16 protein-coding genes and 1 pseudogene are annotated in these 15,804 nt (G+C 62.8%); 13 read left to right on the forward strand and 4 right to left on the reverse strand.

Annotation, left to right across the window (positions count from 1 at the left end; genetic code table 11):
• Positions 1-16 precede the first annotated feature (16 nt).
• The 9 genes from DWF74_RS24700 (at position 17) to DWF74_RS24740 (ending at position 7,543) form a co-directional block, all read left to right on the forward strand.
• On the forward strand, positions 17-364 hold the full coding sequence (locus DWF74_RS24700) for a DUF4389 domain-containing protein (RefSeq protein WP_102863952.1): 348 nt from the start codon (positions 17-19) through the stop codon (positions 362-364).
• Positions 361-810 carry a phosphohistidine phosphatase SixA gene (sixA, locus tag DWF74_RS24705; protein ID WP_102863951.1) on the forward strand — a complete coding sequence of 150 codons (450 nt, stop codon included), beginning with the start codon at positions 361-363 and terminating at the stop codon, positions 808-810. Before DWF74_RS24700 ends, sixA begins: the two co-directional genes overlap by 4 nt.
• Positions 811-982: 172 nt before the next feature.
• On the forward strand, positions 983-2,650 hold the full coding sequence (locus DWF74_RS24710) for an AMP-binding protein (protein WP_115581886.1): 1,668 nt from the start codon (positions 983-985) through the stop codon (positions 2,648-2,650).
• Positions 2,651-2,683: 33 nt separating this feature from the next.
• The gene (locus tag DWF74_RS24715) at positions 2,684-3,127 is read left to right on the forward strand and encodes a hotdog fold thioesterase (RefSeq protein WP_102863949.1); all 444 of its coding nucleotides are present in this window, start codon (positions 2,684-2,686) and stop codon (positions 3,125-3,127) included.
• Positions 3,128-3,241: 114 nt separating this feature from the next.
• Positions 3,242-4,048 carry an alpha/beta fold hydrolase gene (locus DWF74_RS24720; RefSeq protein WP_102863948.1) on the forward strand — a complete coding sequence of 269 codons (807 nt, stop codon included), beginning with the start codon at positions 3,242-3,244 and terminating at the stop codon, positions 4,046-4,048.
• Positions 4,045-4,899, forward strand: coding sequence for an alpha/beta hydrolase (locus DWF74_RS24725; protein WP_102863947.1), 855 nt, complete (start codon positions 4,045-4,047; stop codon positions 4,897-4,899). Before DWF74_RS24720 ends, DWF74_RS24725 begins: the two co-directional genes overlap by 4 nt.
• A 50-nt stretch (positions 4,900-4,949) precedes the next feature.
• Complete coding sequence (locus tag DWF74_RS24730) at positions 4,950-5,609, forward strand: glutathione S-transferase family protein (protein ID WP_102878906.1); 660 nt, start codon at positions 4,950-4,952, stop codon at positions 5,607-5,609.
• Positions 5,610-5,617: 8 nt separating this feature from the next.
• A complete protein-coding gene (locus DWF74_RS24735) occupies positions 5,618-6,421 on the forward strand; it encodes a DUF4892 domain-containing protein (protein ID WP_205413464.1) in 804 nt (267 codons plus the stop codon).
• A gap of 69 nt (positions 6,422-6,490) precedes the next feature.
• Positions 6,491-7,543 carry an AI-2E family transporter gene (locus DWF74_RS24740; RefSeq protein WP_102863944.1) on the forward strand — a complete coding sequence of 351 codons (1,053 nt, stop codon included), beginning with the start codon at positions 6,491-6,493 and terminating at the stop codon, positions 7,541-7,543.
• A gap of 196 nt (positions 7,544-7,739) precedes the next feature.
• On the opposite strand, the gene DWF74_RS24745 is transcribed toward DWF74_RS24740, so the two are convergent.
• Together DWF74_RS24745 and DWF74_RS24750 are read right to left on the reverse strand one after the other, a co-directional pair.
• The gene (locus tag DWF74_RS24745) at positions 7,740-8,792 is read right to left on the reverse strand and encodes a sensor histidine kinase (RefSeq protein ID WP_102863943.1); all 1,053 of its coding nucleotides are present in this window, start codon (positions 8,790-8,792) and stop codon (positions 7,740-7,742) included.
• Positions 8,792-9,553 (reverse strand): response regulator, encoded by a 762-nt coding sequence (locus tag DWF74_RS24750; protein WP_102863942.1) that lies wholly within the window; start codon positions 9,551-9,553, stop codon positions 8,792-8,794. The genes DWF74_RS24745 and DWF74_RS24750 overlap by 1 nt, the downstream gene beginning before the upstream one ends.
• 316 nt (positions 9,554-9,869) lie before the next feature.
• On the opposite strand from DWF74_RS24750, the gene pyrF reads away from it, so the two are divergent.
• The gene (gene pyrF / locus DWF74_RS24755; protein WP_162884117.1) at positions 9,870-10,571 is read left to right on the forward strand and encodes an orotidine-5'-phosphate decarboxylase; all 702 of its coding nucleotides are present in this window, start codon (positions 9,870-9,872) and stop codon (positions 10,569-10,571) included.
• 42 nt (positions 10,572-10,613) lie between these two features.
• On the opposite strand, the gene DWF74_RS24760 is transcribed toward pyrF, so the two are convergent.
• Positions 10,614-11,618 carry an NADP-dependent oxidoreductase gene (locus tag DWF74_RS24760; RefSeq protein WP_110595188.1) on the reverse strand — a complete coding sequence of 335 codons (1,005 nt, stop codon included), beginning with the start codon at positions 11,616-11,618 and terminating at the stop codon, positions 10,614-10,616.
• 237 nt (positions 11,619-11,855) lie between these two features.
• On the opposite strand from DWF74_RS24760, the gene DWF74_RS24765 reads away from it, so the two are divergent.
• The 3 genes and pseudogenes from DWF74_RS24765 (at position 11,856) to DWF74_RS31100 (ending at position 14,785) form a co-directional block, all read left to right on the forward strand.
• A complete protein-coding gene (locus DWF74_RS24765; RefSeq protein ID WP_102863940.1) occupies positions 11,856-12,617 on the forward strand; it encodes an SDR family oxidoreductase in 762 nt (253 codons plus the stop codon).
• A gap of 1,205 nt (positions 12,618-13,822) precedes the next feature.
• A pseudogene (locus DWF74_RS31095) lies at positions 13,823-13,876 on the forward strand (hypothetical protein); the annotation flags it as partial.
• 204 nt (positions 13,877-14,080) lie between these two features.
• Positions 14,081-14,785 (forward strand): methyl-accepting chemotaxis protein, encoded by a 705-nt coding sequence (locus DWF74_RS31100; protein ID WP_394304652.1) that lies wholly within the window; start codon positions 14,081-14,083, stop codon positions 14,783-14,785.
• Positions 14,786-14,854: 69 nt separating this feature from the next.
• Here DWF74_RS31100 and DWF74_RS24775 read toward each other — a convergent pair whose 3' ends face one another.
• On the reverse strand, positions 14,855-15,613 hold the full coding sequence (locus DWF74_RS24775) for a hypothetical protein (RefSeq protein WP_180988587.1): 759 nt from the start codon (positions 15,611-15,613) through the stop codon (positions 14,855-14,857).
• Positions 15,614-15,804 lie beyond the last annotated feature (191 nt).

Below are 15,804 nucleotides of genomic sequence, written 5' to 3' on the forward strand. Positions count from 1 at the left end.
AGCACAGGAGCCAGACATGAACGATACGAATTCCGAAGCCAAATACGAATCCATCCTCCTGCGCGTGCTGTGGATGCTGGTGTTCGTGATGGTGTGGCAGGTAGCGCAGTTCCTCCTTGGCGCCCTGGTCCTGGTGCAGCTTGTTTATCGGTTGATCTACGGCGCACCCAATGCCGGCCTGATGAACTTCGGTGACAGCCTGAGTCAGTTCCTGGCTCAGATCGGCCGTTTCGGCAGCTTCCATACCGAACAGAAGCCCTGGCCGTTCTCGGATTGGCCAACCCCACGAGCACCTGAAGGGGAGGCTCCCCATAGCGTGCCGCCAGCGCCCCATCCGGTGCGCGATGAGGAGCCCAAGCTGTGAAACTGTGGGTCCTGCGCCATGGCCAGGCCGAATCCCACGCGCCCACCGATGCCCAACGCAATCTCACCGCCCACGGCCGTGAGGAAGTGCTGGGCAGCGCCGCGCAACTGATTGGCCAGCCCATCAGCGCAATCATCGCCAGCCCTTATGTACGAGCCCAGCAAACGGCCCAGCTGGTACGCGAGGCCCTGGGGTTCGAAGCAGAGATCCGCACCGTGTCCTGGCTGACGCCGGAGGCCAATCCGCTGCAGGTGCTGCAGCAACTGGACGGTGCGGACAATCTGCTGCTGGTCAGCCATCAACCCCTGGTGGGTAGCCTGATCGGCCTGTTGCAGCATGGCCATCTGCGTGATCCCCAGCCCATGAACACCGCCAGCCTGGCGGAGCTGGAAGGCGACTGGCCTCTGGCGGGGCTGATGACCCTCAACGGCGTCAAGCACCCTTGACGCTGGCGGCGGCCAGGGAATCCCCTGGCCGTCATGACCTTTTGCCCCCGCTCGGTATCGGGTCGTGATCCGCTACATTTCTTAACTTGCAGCGCTCCTTTGTGCGTGGAATAGTCAGCCAAGCAAGTGCTTGGTTGGTGTCGCGAACAGAATAAAAACAAAGGAGCGAGTCATGGCTGCTGCTTTTCGTTTGCCGCTGCAAGTGTTCTACGAGCGCGAAGCTCGTCATCCCCTGCAACGTTTCCTGGTGCAGCCCAGCGCCGGAGGGCAGGTGCAGGCGTTGAGCTGGTTCGACGTCGGCCAGCAGGCCCGTCGTGCCGCCCAGTGGCTGCGGGAACGGCAGCTGGCTCCTGGCAGCCACATTGCAATCATTGGCAAGAACTCTGCGCACTGGATCATCAGCGACCTGGCGATCTGGATGGCCGGGCATGTGTCGGTGCCGCTGTATCCCAACCTCACAGCCGATTCGGTGGCCCAGGTGCTGGAGCATTCCGAGTCGGCCCTGGCCTTCATCGGCAAGCTCGATGACTGGCCGGGCATGGCCCCGGGATTGAAACCCGGGTTGCCCACCATCCGTCTGCCGCTGGGCCCCGAGGGGCATTTCGATTTCGACTGGGAACAGGTGCAGCGTAGCCAGCCCCTGGCGGATAGCCCTTGCCCGCCTGCGGATCAACTGGCCACCATCATCTACACCTCTGGCACCACCGGCCTGCCCAAGGGCGTGATGCACAGTTTCGGCAACCTGGGCTTTGCCGCCAGCCACGGCGTCGGGCTTTTCGGCCTGGGCCCCGAGGATCGGTTGCTGTCCTACCTGCCGTTGTGTCATGTGGCCGAACGCATGTTCGTCGAGATGGCGGCGATCTACACCGGGCAGACCGTGTTCTTTGCCGAAAGCCTCGACACTTTCCTGGTTGACCTGCAGCGTGCCCGGCCCACTGCACTGTTTGGCGTGCCGCGGATCTGGACCAAGTTCCAGATGGGGGTGTACAGCAAGGTGCCGGCCAAGCGCCTGGATTTTCTTTTGGGCCTGCCTTTTATCGGCAGGCGCGTCGGTCACAAGGTGCTGGCCGGATTGGGGCTCGACGCATTGCGCGTGGCCTTGTCGGGCGCGGCGCCGGTACCTCAGACCCTGTTGCATTGGTATCGCCGCCTGGGGCTGGACGTGCTGGAGGTCTACGGCATGACCGAAAGCTGCGGTTATTCCCATATCGGGCGGTCCGGGGAGCATGTTCCGGGCTGGATCGGCCGGCCCTGTCCGGAGGTCGAAGTGCGTATCGATGAGGCGGGGGAGGTCCAGGTGCGCAGCGGGGCCACCATGCTGGGGTACTACAAGGACCCGCAGAAAACGGCGGAAACCATCACCGAGGATGGTTTTTTGCGCACGGGGGACAAGGGGGAGCAGGATGCTGCCGGCAATTTGCGCCTGACTGGCCGGCTCAAGGAAATCTTCAAGACCAGCAAGGGCAAGTATGTGGCCCCGGCCCCCATCGAGAATCGCCTGGCGGTGCATGCCCATATCGAGCAGGTGTGTGTGGTGGGCGATGGCTTGAGCGCGCCCCTGGGGTTGTGTGTGCTTTCGGCGGCCGGCTTGCAGGCTGCTGGCGGCAGCTCCCGGGAAGGGCTGCACAGCAGCCTGGAAAGTCTCCTGGTTCAGGTCAACGGCAGTCTGGACAAACACGAGCGTTTGCATCGGCTAGTGGTGGTCAAGGACAACTGGGCCGTGGAGAACGGCTTTCTGACCCCGACCCTGAAGATCAAGCGCAATGTGATCGAAGCCACCTATGGCGCCAGTTTTCAAACCTGGAGCGAGCGTGGCGAAGCCGTGCTGTGGCAGGATTGATCGACAAGAACAACCCGAGAGAAGGAAGCGGCGATGAGTCTGTGGCGTACCACTCCGAACATCGAACAACTGAACGCAATCCAGAAGAACACCATCGGCGAAGTGCTGGATATTCGCTTCGAGTCCTACGATGAGGAGTCGTTGACGGCGAGCATGGTCATCGACCATCGCACCCACCAGCCCTATGGCCTGTTGCATGGCGGCGCGTCGGTGGTGCTGGCGGAAAGTGTCGGCTCCATGGCCAGCTATCTGTGCATCGATGCCAGCCAGTTCTATTGCGTGGGCCTGGAGATCAACGCCAACCACCTGCGGGGCTTGCGCAGCGGTCGGGTGACAGCGGTAGCCAGGGCCATTCATATCGGGCGCACTACCCATGTCTGGGACATCCGCTTGAGCAGTGATGAAGGCAAGGCCAGTTGCGTCTCGCGCCTGACCATGGCCGTGGTGCCGCTGGGACAGAAACCGCCGGTGGCTTGAGGCAACGGGTCATAGGCTGAGCCCGGGTGTCAGCATTCCTGTCCGTTACGGTCATTGCCCTGGTACGGGGCCTTGCGGACAATCGTTGTTGGTTTGGTGGATGGATGAGTCGGTATGTCGCAACAGGTGTTTTTCGCTCACGCCAATGGGTTTCCCTCCGGGACTTACGGCAAGTTGTTCGCTGCCCTGGCGCCTGAGTTCCAGGTCAGCCATTTGCAGCAGCACGCCCATGACCCGCGTTTTCCGGTGGACGATAACTGGCGCAGCCTGGTGGACGAATTGATTCACCACCTGCAACAGCAGGCCCAGCCGGTATGGGGCGTCGGCCATTCATTGGGCGGGGTGTTGCACTTGCATGCGGCCTTGCGTTGTCCGGAACTGTATCGGGGCGTGGTCATGCTCGATTCCCCGGTGCTGACCCGGGCCGATCAATGGGTGATCCGCGCCGCCAAGCGGTTTGGTTTCATCGACCGCTTGACTCCCGCCGGGCGCACCCTGGGACGTCGTGAGGAATTTGCCGATATCGAAGCGGCCCGCAGCTACTTTTCGCGCAAGACCCTGTTTCGCGCGTTCGATCCGGACTGTCTGGACGCTTATTTGCAGCATGGCCTGCAGCAAGTGGGCGACCGCCTGCGGTTGCGCTTCGATCCGGCTACCGAGATCAGCATCTATCGCGGCGTGCCCCACACCAGCCCTGGCAGCGCCCGCCAGCTAAAGGTGCCCCTGGCGGTGGTGCGGGGGCAGCAGAGCCGGGTGGTGATGCGTCATCACACCAGTGCAGTGGGGCGCATGCCCCATGGGGAGTCGCTGACCATGCCCGGCGGCCACATGTTTCCTCTTGAGCGGCCCACTGCCACGGCGGCCTTGCTCAAGGAGCTGTTCAGCCGCTGGGACGATCGCCAGCAACGGAGTTGTGCATGAGCCATACCGTCGAGGAAGTGCGCCTGAGTCTGCCCCACATCGAACTGGCGGCTCATCTGTTCGGGCCCGAGGACGGTTTACCGGTCATCGCCCTGCACGGCTGGCTGGACAACGCCAACAGCTTTGCCCGGCTGGCGCCCAAGCTCAAAGGTCTGCGTATCGTTGCCCTGGACCTGGCCGGCCATGGTCATTCCGGGCATCGCCCCCTGGGGGCCGGCTATGCCTTGTGGGACTACGTGTACGATGTGCTGCAAGTCGCTGAACAGCTGGGCTGGAAGCGTTTCGCCCTGATGGGCCATTCCCTGGGGGCGATCGTATCCCTGGTGCTGGCGGCCGCGCTGCCGGAGCGGGTCAGCCATCTGGCCTTGATCGACGGGGTCATTCCACCGACCGCCAAGGGCGAGGACGCCGCCGAACGCCTGGGCATGGCCCTGCAGGCGCAAATCAACCTGCAGGACAAGAGCAAACCGGTCTACAGCACCCTGGAGCGGGCCATCGAAGCACGGATGAAGGGATTGGTCGCGGTCAGTCGCGAGGCTGCCGAACTGTTGGCCCAGCGTGGCCTGATGCCGGTTGCCGGTGGCTACACCTGGCGCAGTGACAGTCGCCTGACCCTAGCCTCGCCGCTGCGGCTGACCGAGGAACAGGCCATGTCCTTCGTCCAGCGTGTCAGTTGTCCAACTCAATTGGTGGTAGCGGCCGATGGCATGTTGGCCAGGCATGAAGCGCTGTTGCAGCGTCTACCCTTTAGCCGTGAGCAGCTGCCAGGCGGCCACCATCTGCATCTCAACGATGAGACCGGTGCCAGCTTTGTCGCAGACTGTTTCAATCGGTTTTTCGCCGTTCCTTGACTTGACGGGGTCAACTGTCGAGGCTGGGCGGGTTGAAATGGGAGACAACCATGATAGATCTGTACACCGCTGCGACCCCCAATGGCCACAAGGTTTCCATCCTGCTCGAAGAGCTCGGCCTGCCCTATACCGTGCACGCCCTGAGTTTCGACAAGCGGGAGCAAAAGGCGCCAGCGTTTCTGAAGATCAATCCCAATGGACGTATTCCGGCCATCGTCGACCGCGACAATGGTGATTTCCCCGTGTTCGAATCCGGCGCGATCCTGGTGTACCTGGCCGAGCGCAGTGGCCAGTTGCTGCCCGCCGACCCCAAGGGCCGCTCCATCGTCATGCAATGGCTGATGTTCCAGATGGGCGGGGTGGGGCCCATGCAGGGCCAGGCCAACGTATTCTTCCGTTATTTCCCGGAAAAGCTCCAGGGCGCCATCGACCGCTACCAGCATGAAACCCGGCGCCTGTACGAGGTGCTCGATACTCGTCTGCAGCAGGTCGAATACCTGGCCGGGGACTACAGCATTGCCGACATCGCCACCTTCCCCTGGGTGCGCGGTCATGAATGGTCCGGTGTCTCGGTACAGGGATTGCCGGCCCTGCAGCGCTGGATGGCGGCCCTGGAGGCCCGGCCTGCGGTCCAGCGCGGCTTGCAGGTTCCGCAGCGCAATGATGACGCCAGCGTCGTCAAAGGCGCCCAGGCCATGCTTATCCGATGAGAGTGTTCATGCGTTCAGTCAGTGCTTTGAGCTTGGCCTTGTTAAGCTCGCTGGCGCTTGCCGCCGATCTGCCGGGCAGTCATGACCTGCCTTTGGTTCCCCGTCTGACCGACGCACAAATCGTCGACTACCGCCCCGAAGTGGAGCAGGAGCGCGTCTACCCCTTGGGGTCGGTCCGCAGGATCAGCGGCCAGCTGCGTTTTGACGGACAGGTCAATGCCAGGGGCAAACTCACCGCCATTACCTACCAATTACCCGCCGAGCGCACCTCCAACGAGGCCTTCACCCTGGCCCGGGAGGCCCTGCAGAAGCAGGGGGCCGAGCTGTTGTTCTGGTGCCAGGCCAGGGATTGCGGCGAGAGCAGCCTGTGGGCCAATCAAGTGTTCGGCAACGCCAAGCTGTACGGCGCCGATGAGCAGCAGGCCTATCTGCTGTTGCGCCTGGCGGAGCCCCAGGAGAACACCCTGGTGGCCTTGTATAGCATCACCCGGGGTAATCGCCGGGCCTACCTCCATGTGGAACAGTTTGATGCTGCAGCGCCTCTGGGCGACCTGCTGCCCACCTCGGCGACCTTGCTACGGCAACTGAAGGACACGGGAAAACTGGATCTGCCAAAACTGACGGACCCCCAGCCCGTCTGGCTCAATCTGCTCTCTCGGGGCTTGAATCTGGACACCACGATGCGGATCAGCCTGTCCGGCAAGCAGGCTGAAGCCTGGCGCCAGGCCCTGATCAGCCAGGGCGTGTTGGCCACGCGCATGGAGACCGGCAACACCGAAGTGAGCGGCTTGCACGTCGAGCGGCTGCGTTAAGCTGTTTCAGGCGGCCCGCATTCGCGGGTTCGCCTACTCTTCTCTGATTCTTCTTGCGCGAGACATTTCATGCCCAATAACGATCGCCTGCTGGTGCAGATCCTGCTCCTGGTGTTGTTCGGTGCCAGCTTCTGGGTGATGGCGCCTTTCTGGTCGGCGCTGTTCTGGGGCGCGGTGCTGGCCTTTGCCAGCTGGCCTCTGATGCGATTGCTGACCCGTTGGCTCAATGGCCGCGAATCCCTGGCCGCAGCGTTGCTGACCCTGGGCTGGATGGTCCTGGTGGCGGCGCCCCTGGTCTGGCTGGGCCTCAACCTGGCGGATCATGTGCGCGATGCCACGGCCTTTATCAAGGACGTGCAGGTGGACGGGCTGCCCGAGGCTCCCGCCTGGCTCGGTGGCTTGCCATTGGTCGGAGAGCGCTTGGTGGCATTGTGGGACAGCATCGACCAGCAGGGCGCGGCCCTGATGCTGGCGGTCAAGCCGTACCTGGGGCAGGTGGGCAACTGGTTGCTGGCCCGCAGTGCGCAGATTGGCGGGGGCATTCTTGAACTGACCCTGAGTATTGTCTTCGTGTTTTTCTTCTACCGCGACGGTCCGCGCCTGGCGCTGTTCGTGCACAAGCTGCTGGAGCGCCTGATCGGCGACCGGGCCGGGTATTACATCGAACTGGTGGCCGGCACTGTGCAGCGGGTGGTCAACGGAGTCATAGGCACCGCCGCGGCCCAAGGCGTGCTGGCGCTGATCGGCTTCCTGATTGCCGGCGTTCCCGGGGCGCTGGTGCTGGGTATCGTCACCTTCCTGCTCAGCCTGATTCCCATGGGGCCGCCCCTGGTATGGATTCCGGCTACGGCCTGGCTGGCCTGGAAGGGCGAATACGGCATGGCGGTGTTCCTGGGAATCTGGGGCACCTTCATCATCAGCGGCGTCGACAACGTGCTCAAGCCGTATCTGATCAGTCGCGGTGGCAATCTGCCCCTGGTGATCGTGCTGCTGGGCGTGTTCGGCGGCCTGATTGCCTTTGGCTTTATCGGCCTGTTTATCGGGCCGACCCTGCTGGCGGTGGCCTACAGCCTGCTGCTGGACTGGAGTGCCAGCCAGGCCCGGGCCCAGGAACCGCGCTGACGTGCGGATTGCCGCTCCCCGAGGGAGCGCAAGGGGCCAACAGACGGCGACGTTGACGCTGCTGTCGGGGGTCAACTGATACTACTTGCTGAGGTTGGCGATCATCTTGCCCAGGGCTTTGGCGATGTTGGCCTGCTGGGTTTGGGCGTCGCTGTCCTGGGTACTTGAGTTTTGTACCCGTCGCTACACAAGGCGCTCAGGGGCGGGGCAGGTGCAATACTGCAGTCAGGCCGCCGCCCGGGGTTTCGTCCAGCAGCAATTGTCCCCCCATGCGCTCCGCCGCCTCGCGGGCAATGGTCATGCCCAGGCCAACGCCGCCGGAGTTGCGGTTGCGCGAGCCTTCGAGGCGGAAGAAGGGCTCGAACACGGCCTCACGCTTGTCGGCGGCAATCCCCGGCCCGTGATCGATGACCCGGATCAGCAGCTGCTCACGGTTGTCTTCCAGGGTCAGGGTGGCCTGCCCGGCATAGCGCAAGGCGTTGTCCAGCAGGTTGTTGAGGCAGGACTGCAGGGCCATCGGCTGTACCAGCAGGGGCGCGCAATGGCCTTGGGCCTGGACGTCTGCGCCCTGGTCCTGGGCGTTCTCGCACAGCGACTCCACCAGTGCCTGCACATCCATCCATTGCGCCGCCTCGCTGGTGCGCTGTTCATGCAGATAGCTGAGGGTGGCATCGAGCATCTTGATCATGTCGTCCAGGTCCTGGCGCATTTGCCCTTGCAGCTTGCTGTCCTCGATCTGTTCCAGGCGCAGCTTGAGGCGTGACAGTGGCGTGCGCAGGTCATGGGACACGGCGCCGAGCATGCGCCCCCGTTGCTGAACCTGTTCCTGTATGCGTTTTTGCATCTGGTTGAAGGCGCTGGCCGCTTGTCGCGCTTCCCGGGGGCCGACTTCTTCCAGGGGCGGGCTGTCGAGGTTTTCACTCAGGCGTTCCGCGGCATCGCTGAGGCGCTGGATGGGGCGCGATAGCAGCTTGGCGCCGTACCAGGCGGCGATGATCAAGGAAATGAACTGGAAAGTCAGGGGCACCAGCGGGCCACCGAACCAGGGCCGTGGCGGGCGTCTCGGGAAATGCTGCGGCTGAGCTGGAGGCTGGCCATTGCCGAGCGTCGCCGACTCAGGGGGCGGCGGCGGTGGGGGCGGCGGCCCGTAATGGTGAAACCAGAAGAACGCCAGCAGGTGGGCGAGTACGATCGCGATCAGCAGGACGCCGAACAGGCGGCCGAACAGCGTATCGAAACGCCCACGCATCAGCCGATATCTCGGGCGTCGAACAGGTAGCCCTCTCCGCGCACGGTCTTGATCAACTGCGGCGATTTCGGATCATCCCCGAGCTTCTGCCGCAGACGCGAGACCAGCAGGTCGATGCTGCGATCAAAGGCTTCGATGGAGCGTCCGCGGGCGGCGTCCAGCAGTTGTTCGCGGCTCAACACCCGGCGCGGGCGCTCGATGAATACCCACAGCAGGCGGAACTCGGCATTGGACAGCGGCACCACCAGCCCATCGGCCGAGATCAGCTGGCGCAGGACGCTGTTCAGGCGCCAGCTGTCGAAGCGGATATTGGCTCGCTGTTCGCTGCGATCATCACGGACCCGACGCAGGATGGTCTGGATTCGCGCCACCAGCTCTCGGGGTTCGAAGGGCTTGGCCATGTAGTCGTCGGCCCCCAGTTCCAGGCCGATGATGCGGTCGGTGGGTTCGCAGCGGGCGGTGAGCATGAGGATCGGAATATCCGATTCGGTGCGCAGCCAGCGGCACAGGGACAGGCCGTCCTCCCCGGGCAGCATCAGATCCAGTACCACCACGTCAAAGTGTTCGGCCAGCAGGGCCTGGCGCATTGCTGTTCCGTCGGTGACGCCACTGGCATGGATGTTGAAGCGCGCCAGGTAGTCGATCAGCAGTTCGCGGATCGGTACGTCGTCGTCGACGATCAGGGCCCGGGTGTTCCAGCGCTTGTCATCGGCATTGACTGCAGCTTTGGAGTCGTTGAGAGGGGCTGGAGTGTTGTGCATGGGGCGTTCATCTGCCAGGTAGGCTTGCCGCCACTAGAAGGTGACGGCGGGGTTGTGGCTTCAGCATAGGCGTCCGGCCCGAGGGCTGGAAGTGCTGTTCGAGGGTATTGCGGCTGGGGAGGGTAGCGTCGGGGGTTGTTGCTGACGTGTCGTCAGTGTATCCGGCTTGATACAAAGTCCGCGCCTCCCGGGGGATTTGTCGGCCGGATCGGCATTCGCGACCACCGTTGAGGATGTTTTACCTTTCATCGGGTCCCGGACCGCCGCGGCTTGCGCTACAATCCGCGCCGATTTCGACTTGCCTGAGAGCCCCTTCATGTCCGCCTGCCAGACTCCTATCATCGTCGCCCTGGATTTCCCCACCCGTGACGCCGCACTGAAACTGGCCGATCAACTGGACCCGAAACTGTGCCGGGTCAAAGTCGGCAAGGAACTGTTCACCAGCTGTGCCGCCGAGATTGTCGGGACCTTGCGTGACAAGGGTTTCGAAGTGTTCCTGGACCTGAAGTTCCACGACATTCCCAACACCACCGCCATGGCGGTCAAGGCTGCTGCGGAAATGGGCGTGTGGATGGTCAACGTGCATTGCTCCGGCGGCCTGCGCATGATGGCTGCCTGCCGCGAGGTGCTGGATCAGCGCACAGGTCCCAAACCGCTGTTGATCGGCGTCACCGTGCTCACCAGCATGGAGCGTGAAGACCTGGCCGGTATCGGCCTGGACATCGAGCCCCAGGAACAGGTCCTGCGCCTGGCCGCCCTGGCGCAGAAGGCCGGCATGGACGGCCTGGTGTGCTCGGCCCTGGAAGCCCAGGCACTGAAGAGCGCCCATCCGACCCTGCAACTGGTGACCCCGGGGATTCGTCCGGCGGGTAGCGCCCAGGACGACCAGCGGCGGATTCTCACCCCGCGTCAGGCTCTGGACGCAGGCTCCGATTACCTGGTGATTGGTCGTCCCATCAGCCAGGCGGCCGATCCGGCCAAGGCCCTGGCCGACGTAGTGGCCGAACTGGCCCTGTAACACGCCTCCTCTTGCAGGAGCCGGCTTGCCGGCTCCTGCAGGTCAGACCTTCAGTACCAGCTTGCCGAAGTTCTCACCGCTGAACAGCTTGGTCAGCGTTTCCGGAAAGGTCTCCAGGCCTTCGACAATATCCTCCTTGCTCTTGAGTTGCCCCTTGGCCATCCAGCCGGCCATTTCCTGTCCGGCGGCGGCGAACTGCGAGGCGTAGTCCATCACCACGAACCCCTCCATGCGCGCACGGTTGACCAGCAGCGACAGGTAGTTGGCCGGTCCCTTGACCGCTTCCTTGTTGTTGTACTGGCTGATGGCGCCACAGATCACCACCCGGGCCTTGAGGTTCAAGCGGCTGAGCACGGCATCGAGAATGTCGCCGCCGACGTTGTCGAAATACACATCGACGCCTTTGGGGCACTCACGCTTGAGCCCGGCGTGCACGTCTTCGCTCTTGTAGTCGATGGCGCCGTCAAAACCCAGTTCGTCGATGAGGAACTTGCACTTGTCCTGGCCGCCGGCGATGCCCACCACCCGGCAGCCTTTGATCTTGGCGATCTGCCCGGCGATGCTGCCCACCGCGCCTGCCGCACCGGACAGCACCACGGTGTCACCGGCCTTGGGCGCGCCGACATCCAGCAGGGCGAAATAGGCCGTCATACCGGTCATGCCCAGGGCTGAAAGGTAGCGCGGCAGAGGGGCCAGCTTGGGGTCGACCTTGTAGAAGCCCCGGGGCTCGCCCAGGAAATAGTCCTGCACACCCAGGGCACCATTGACGTAATCGCCGACTGCGAATCCCGGGTTGTTCGAGGCAATCACCTGGCCCACCCCAAGGGCGCGCATGACCTCGCCAATCGCCACCGGCGGGATATAGGACTTGCCTTCATTCATCCAGCCGCGCATCGCCGGGTCCAGGGACAGGTATTGGTTCTTCACCAGAATCTGCCCCGCTGCCGGTTCGCCGACGGCGACCTGCTGGTAGGTAAAGGTCTCGCGGGTGGCTGCCCCGACGGGACGTTTGGCGAGCAGGAACTGGCGATTGGTCAGGGTGGTCATGACAGGCACTCAAGGGGTGAATGAAGCTCTAGTTGATAGACCCTCAAGGACGTTGTCGCAAGGTTTGCCAGTCCAGCGAATGGGAGCCAATCCAGTGTGGTGATGTAGAGAGGGGGGCGTTCATCACCAGCAGGCATAAGACCTCAACCGGCCTTTTGATAGTGCTGACGCGACCATGGTCGGCTGTGGCTAGATTGGATTGGGTAGCTGACCCGTACTTGATCGAGGATCTTTGCAATGAGCATGACGTTTTCCGGCCAGGTGGCCCTGGTGACCGGCGCGGCCAACGGTATCGGCCGGGCGACTGCCCAGGCATTCGCCGCAGAAGGTTTGAAAGTGGTGGTGGCGGATCTGGATGTGCTCGGAGGCGAAGAGACGGTGGCGCTTATCCAGGCGGCTGGAGGCGAGGCGCTGTTCGTGTCTTGCAACGTCACCCGGGAGGCGGATGTGCAGAACCTCATGGCCCGGACAATCGAGGCTTATGGCCGTCTGGACTATGCCTTCAACAATGCCGGGATCGAGATCGAGAAGGGGCGCTTGGCGGAAGGCTCCCTGGATGAGTTCGACGCCATCATGGGGGTCAACGTCAAAGGGGTCTGGTTGTGCATGAAATACCAGCTGCCGCTGCTGCTTGCCCAGGGCGGCGGCGCGATCGTCAACACCGCTTCGGTGGCTGGCCTGGGCGCCGCTCCGAAGATGAGCATCTATGCGGCGTCCAAGCATGCCGTGATCGGCCTGACCAAGTCTGCGGCCATCGAGTACGCCAAAAAGAAGATTCGGGTGAATGCCGTCTGCCCGGCAGTGATCGACACCGACATGTTCCGCCGGGCCTATGAGGCTGACCCGAAGAAGGCCGAATTTGCCGCGGCGATGCACCCGGTGGGGCGTATCGGCAAAGTCGAGGAGATTGCCAGTGCGGTGCTCTATCTGTGCAGTGATGGTGCCGCTTTCACCACTGGACACGCCTTGACTGTCGACGGCGGCGCCACGGCCATCTGAATGCAGGCTCGGGCCTTGGCGCGACAGCCCGCCGGGGCCCGATGGAATCGACCTCCAGTGTCCTGAAAACGACCTCGGCGTAGCTTTTTGCCATTATTCCGACGTCAGAGACTTGTGCGCCGGTGCACGCCGTTGCGACCCTTCGCAAAGACAAAATGGCCTTATTGCCATTGGGGATAGTAAGGGGACTGCGCACCATGACTTCGGCCGCGAGTGGACGTTTTGCCAACCTGGGCATGGCAAAGAAACTGGGTATCGGTTTTGCCCTGGTGTTGCTCTTGACGGCCCTGGTGGCCGGCATCGGTGTTTGGTCCCTGCAAACCGTCAGCCAGCGTTTCGATGGCCTCAAGCAGATGTCCCAGCTCAACAGTGGCGTGCTCAAAGTGCGACTGCTGGAGCAGGACTATGCCTTGCACGGCGACAGCAAGACGGTGGACAGCCTGCATGAAAGCCTGGATGCATTGTTGCTCCTGGCCCAGCAGCTCAAGGGGCAGTCGACCGCCAACCAGTCAGTGATGGGGGAGGTCGAACTGGCGCTGGCGGACTACCGCAAGGCCTTCGATGAATTCGTCGAGCTGACCCAGGCCAAGGACCTGGCCCTGGAAATGGCCAGTTGGTCGGTGTCCAGTGTGGCCAACAACCTTGATGTGCTGCAGGCCGGTCTGGCGGATGACGGCGCCTATACGCTCAAGGATTCCCTGGGCAAGGAGGGCGCGGAGTTCATCGAACAGGCCAATCAGATCAGCCAGGTTTCGCGCCTGATGCTGCAAGCCATGAACGAAGCTCGGGTGCGCCTGGACCAGAATCGCAAGGGGGATGAGCAAGGCAGTGCCGAGCAGGGCAATATCGAGCAGGCCGAGCAGGCCCTGGCTCAAGCCGAGCAGTTGAAGAGCGCAGTCAAGGATGCGGGCTACCAGACGGTGCTCAACGAGGTCGCTGGGCACATCGGCAACTTCAGCGAAAAACTCAACGAATACACCGGCCTGTTGGCTCGGGAGCAACAGGTCTATCAGACGTTGCATGAGCGCGCCGCCCAGGTGATGGCACGGGTCGACCAGGCTTATGCCGCTGAAGATCTGTCGATGCAGGGGGAGCTGGAGAAAAACACCCTGCTGATCATCGGCTCCTCGGCCTTGGCATTGCTGGTGGGGCTGCTGGCGGCCTTGAGCATCACTCGCCTGATCGTTCGTCCGCTACGCAGTGTGATGCATGTGGCCCAGCAGATCGCGGCGGGGGACCTGAGTGCCACGGTGGTGGTCACCCGGCGTGACGAGATCGGCCAGTTGATGCAGGCGATGCAGCAGATGGGCAGTGGCCTGAGCGGTATCGTCAGTGGCCTGCAGGCCGGGATCGAACAACTGGCCAGTTCGGCGCAGTCACTGTCCTCGGTGACCGAGCAGACCAACCTTGAAGTCAGTACCCAGAAGGAAGAAACCGAGCAGGTGGCCACCGCCATGAATCAGATGACCGCCACGGTGCACGATGTGGCGCGCAATGCCGAGCAAGCGGCCCAGGCCGCCCAGGCGGCGGATGACAAGGTGGAGAGTGGCCAGCAGGTCGTGCGCCAGAGCATGCAGCGCATCGAGCAGTTGGCGGATTCCGCGACCCGGGCCAGCAGCGGCATCGAGAGCCTGAGCGCAGAGATCGACAACATCGGCAGCGTGCTGGATGTCATCAAGAGCGTTGCCGAGCAGACCAACCTGCTGGCCCTCAATGCCGCCATCGAGGCGGCAAGGGCGGGGGAGCAGGGCAGGGGCTTTGCGGTGGTGGCCGATGAAGTGCGGGCCTTGGCCAAACGTACCCAGCAGTCCACCGAGGAGATCGCGCGTCTGGTGACGGCATTGCATGCGGCTGCCGATTCTTCCGTGCAGCAGATCCAGAGCAGCGGCGAGCTGGTGAAGCTGGCGGTCAGCGATGCCCTGCAGACTGAAAGTGCCCTGGGCAGTATTGCCGCGGCGGTGTCGTTGATTCAGCAGATGAACCAGCAGATTGCCGCTGCCGCCGAACAGCAGAGTTCGGTGGCTGAAGAGATCAATCGCAGTGTCACCAGCATTCGTGCCAGTGCCGATCAGTCTTCCCTGGCCATGCAAGGCAATGCTGCGTCGAGCATCGAGCTGGCGCAGTTGGGTGTGGAGTTGAAGGGGATGGTGGGGCATTTCCGCTTGTAGCGGCGAAGAGGGCGCTGTTGCATCGAACCCCTGCCTGGCGCTGGATGCGCCAGGCAGGGGTTTTTCATATCAGTCGTAGATGGCTTTCTTCTTCCAGTCGGCGTCGGCTTCCACGGTCTTCAGGCCTTGGGTCAGCTCGTTGTCCTCGTCTGGCGCGGGCTCCAGGGTCGATAGCACCATGGCGTTGGCACGGGCCAGGAGTTTGTCCAGGTATTCCAGCTGTTCCTTGTAGACCGCCGGGTCCGGTTGCTTGCGCAGGTATTGCACGCCGCGCTCGAAGGCCAGGCGGGCCTGGCCCGGCTGGTTCTGTTGCAGGGCGTATTGCCCCAGGTTGTTGAAGAACTCGATATGCAGCAGCACCAGGATATGGCGGATCTCCTTGATCCAGCGCTTGGCTTCATTGGGTTGCAGGAAGCCATCGTGGGCGGCACGGGTGACCTGGCCGTGCATGGCCTCCAGCAGGAAGCGAACATCCTTGGCCTTGGCTTCGGTCTGGATCGGCGACGGTGGATTGTTCACCGGAATCGATTCGCCCTGACCGATCAAGGTATTGAGCTCGGCCTGACGTGCCTTGAGGGCGGTGTCTGTCTTGTCGAGGTTGAGCATGCGCTGCACAACGTTGAGCTCCAGTCGTGTCAGCAGCAGCTTGAGGGCCGGTGTCATGAACTGGCCGGGGAAGGTTTCGGTGATCTCGCCGCAGCGACGCAGGCGATCATTGAGTTCGACTTTGGTGCGGGCCTTTTCCAGTTTGTTGTTTTCCACCACATGGTTCATGTAGCCAATGGCGATCAATAGTGCGATCCCGGCTATTACCAGCAGGGTGATCATGAGTGGTGTCACCGTTAAAACCTCGTTATAGGATTCGCGTGCGAGTGTAGTGGCTTGGCATTTAGACGCATAGCGCCGCTCGACGAGCCGGGCATGAGTTGTGCTGCTTATATAGGTATAGAACCACCAGGGTGAGCCCCAGGTTCAAATTGCCATCACCGGCTGCGGGGGACTATAGCGTCTTGTCGAGT

This window comes from Pseudomonas protegens (assembly GCF_003363755.1).
In the GTDB taxonomy this organism is placed as follows: Bacteria; Pseudomonadota; Gammaproteobacteria; order Pseudomonadales; family Pseudomonadaceae; genus Aquipseudomonas; species Aquipseudomonas danubii.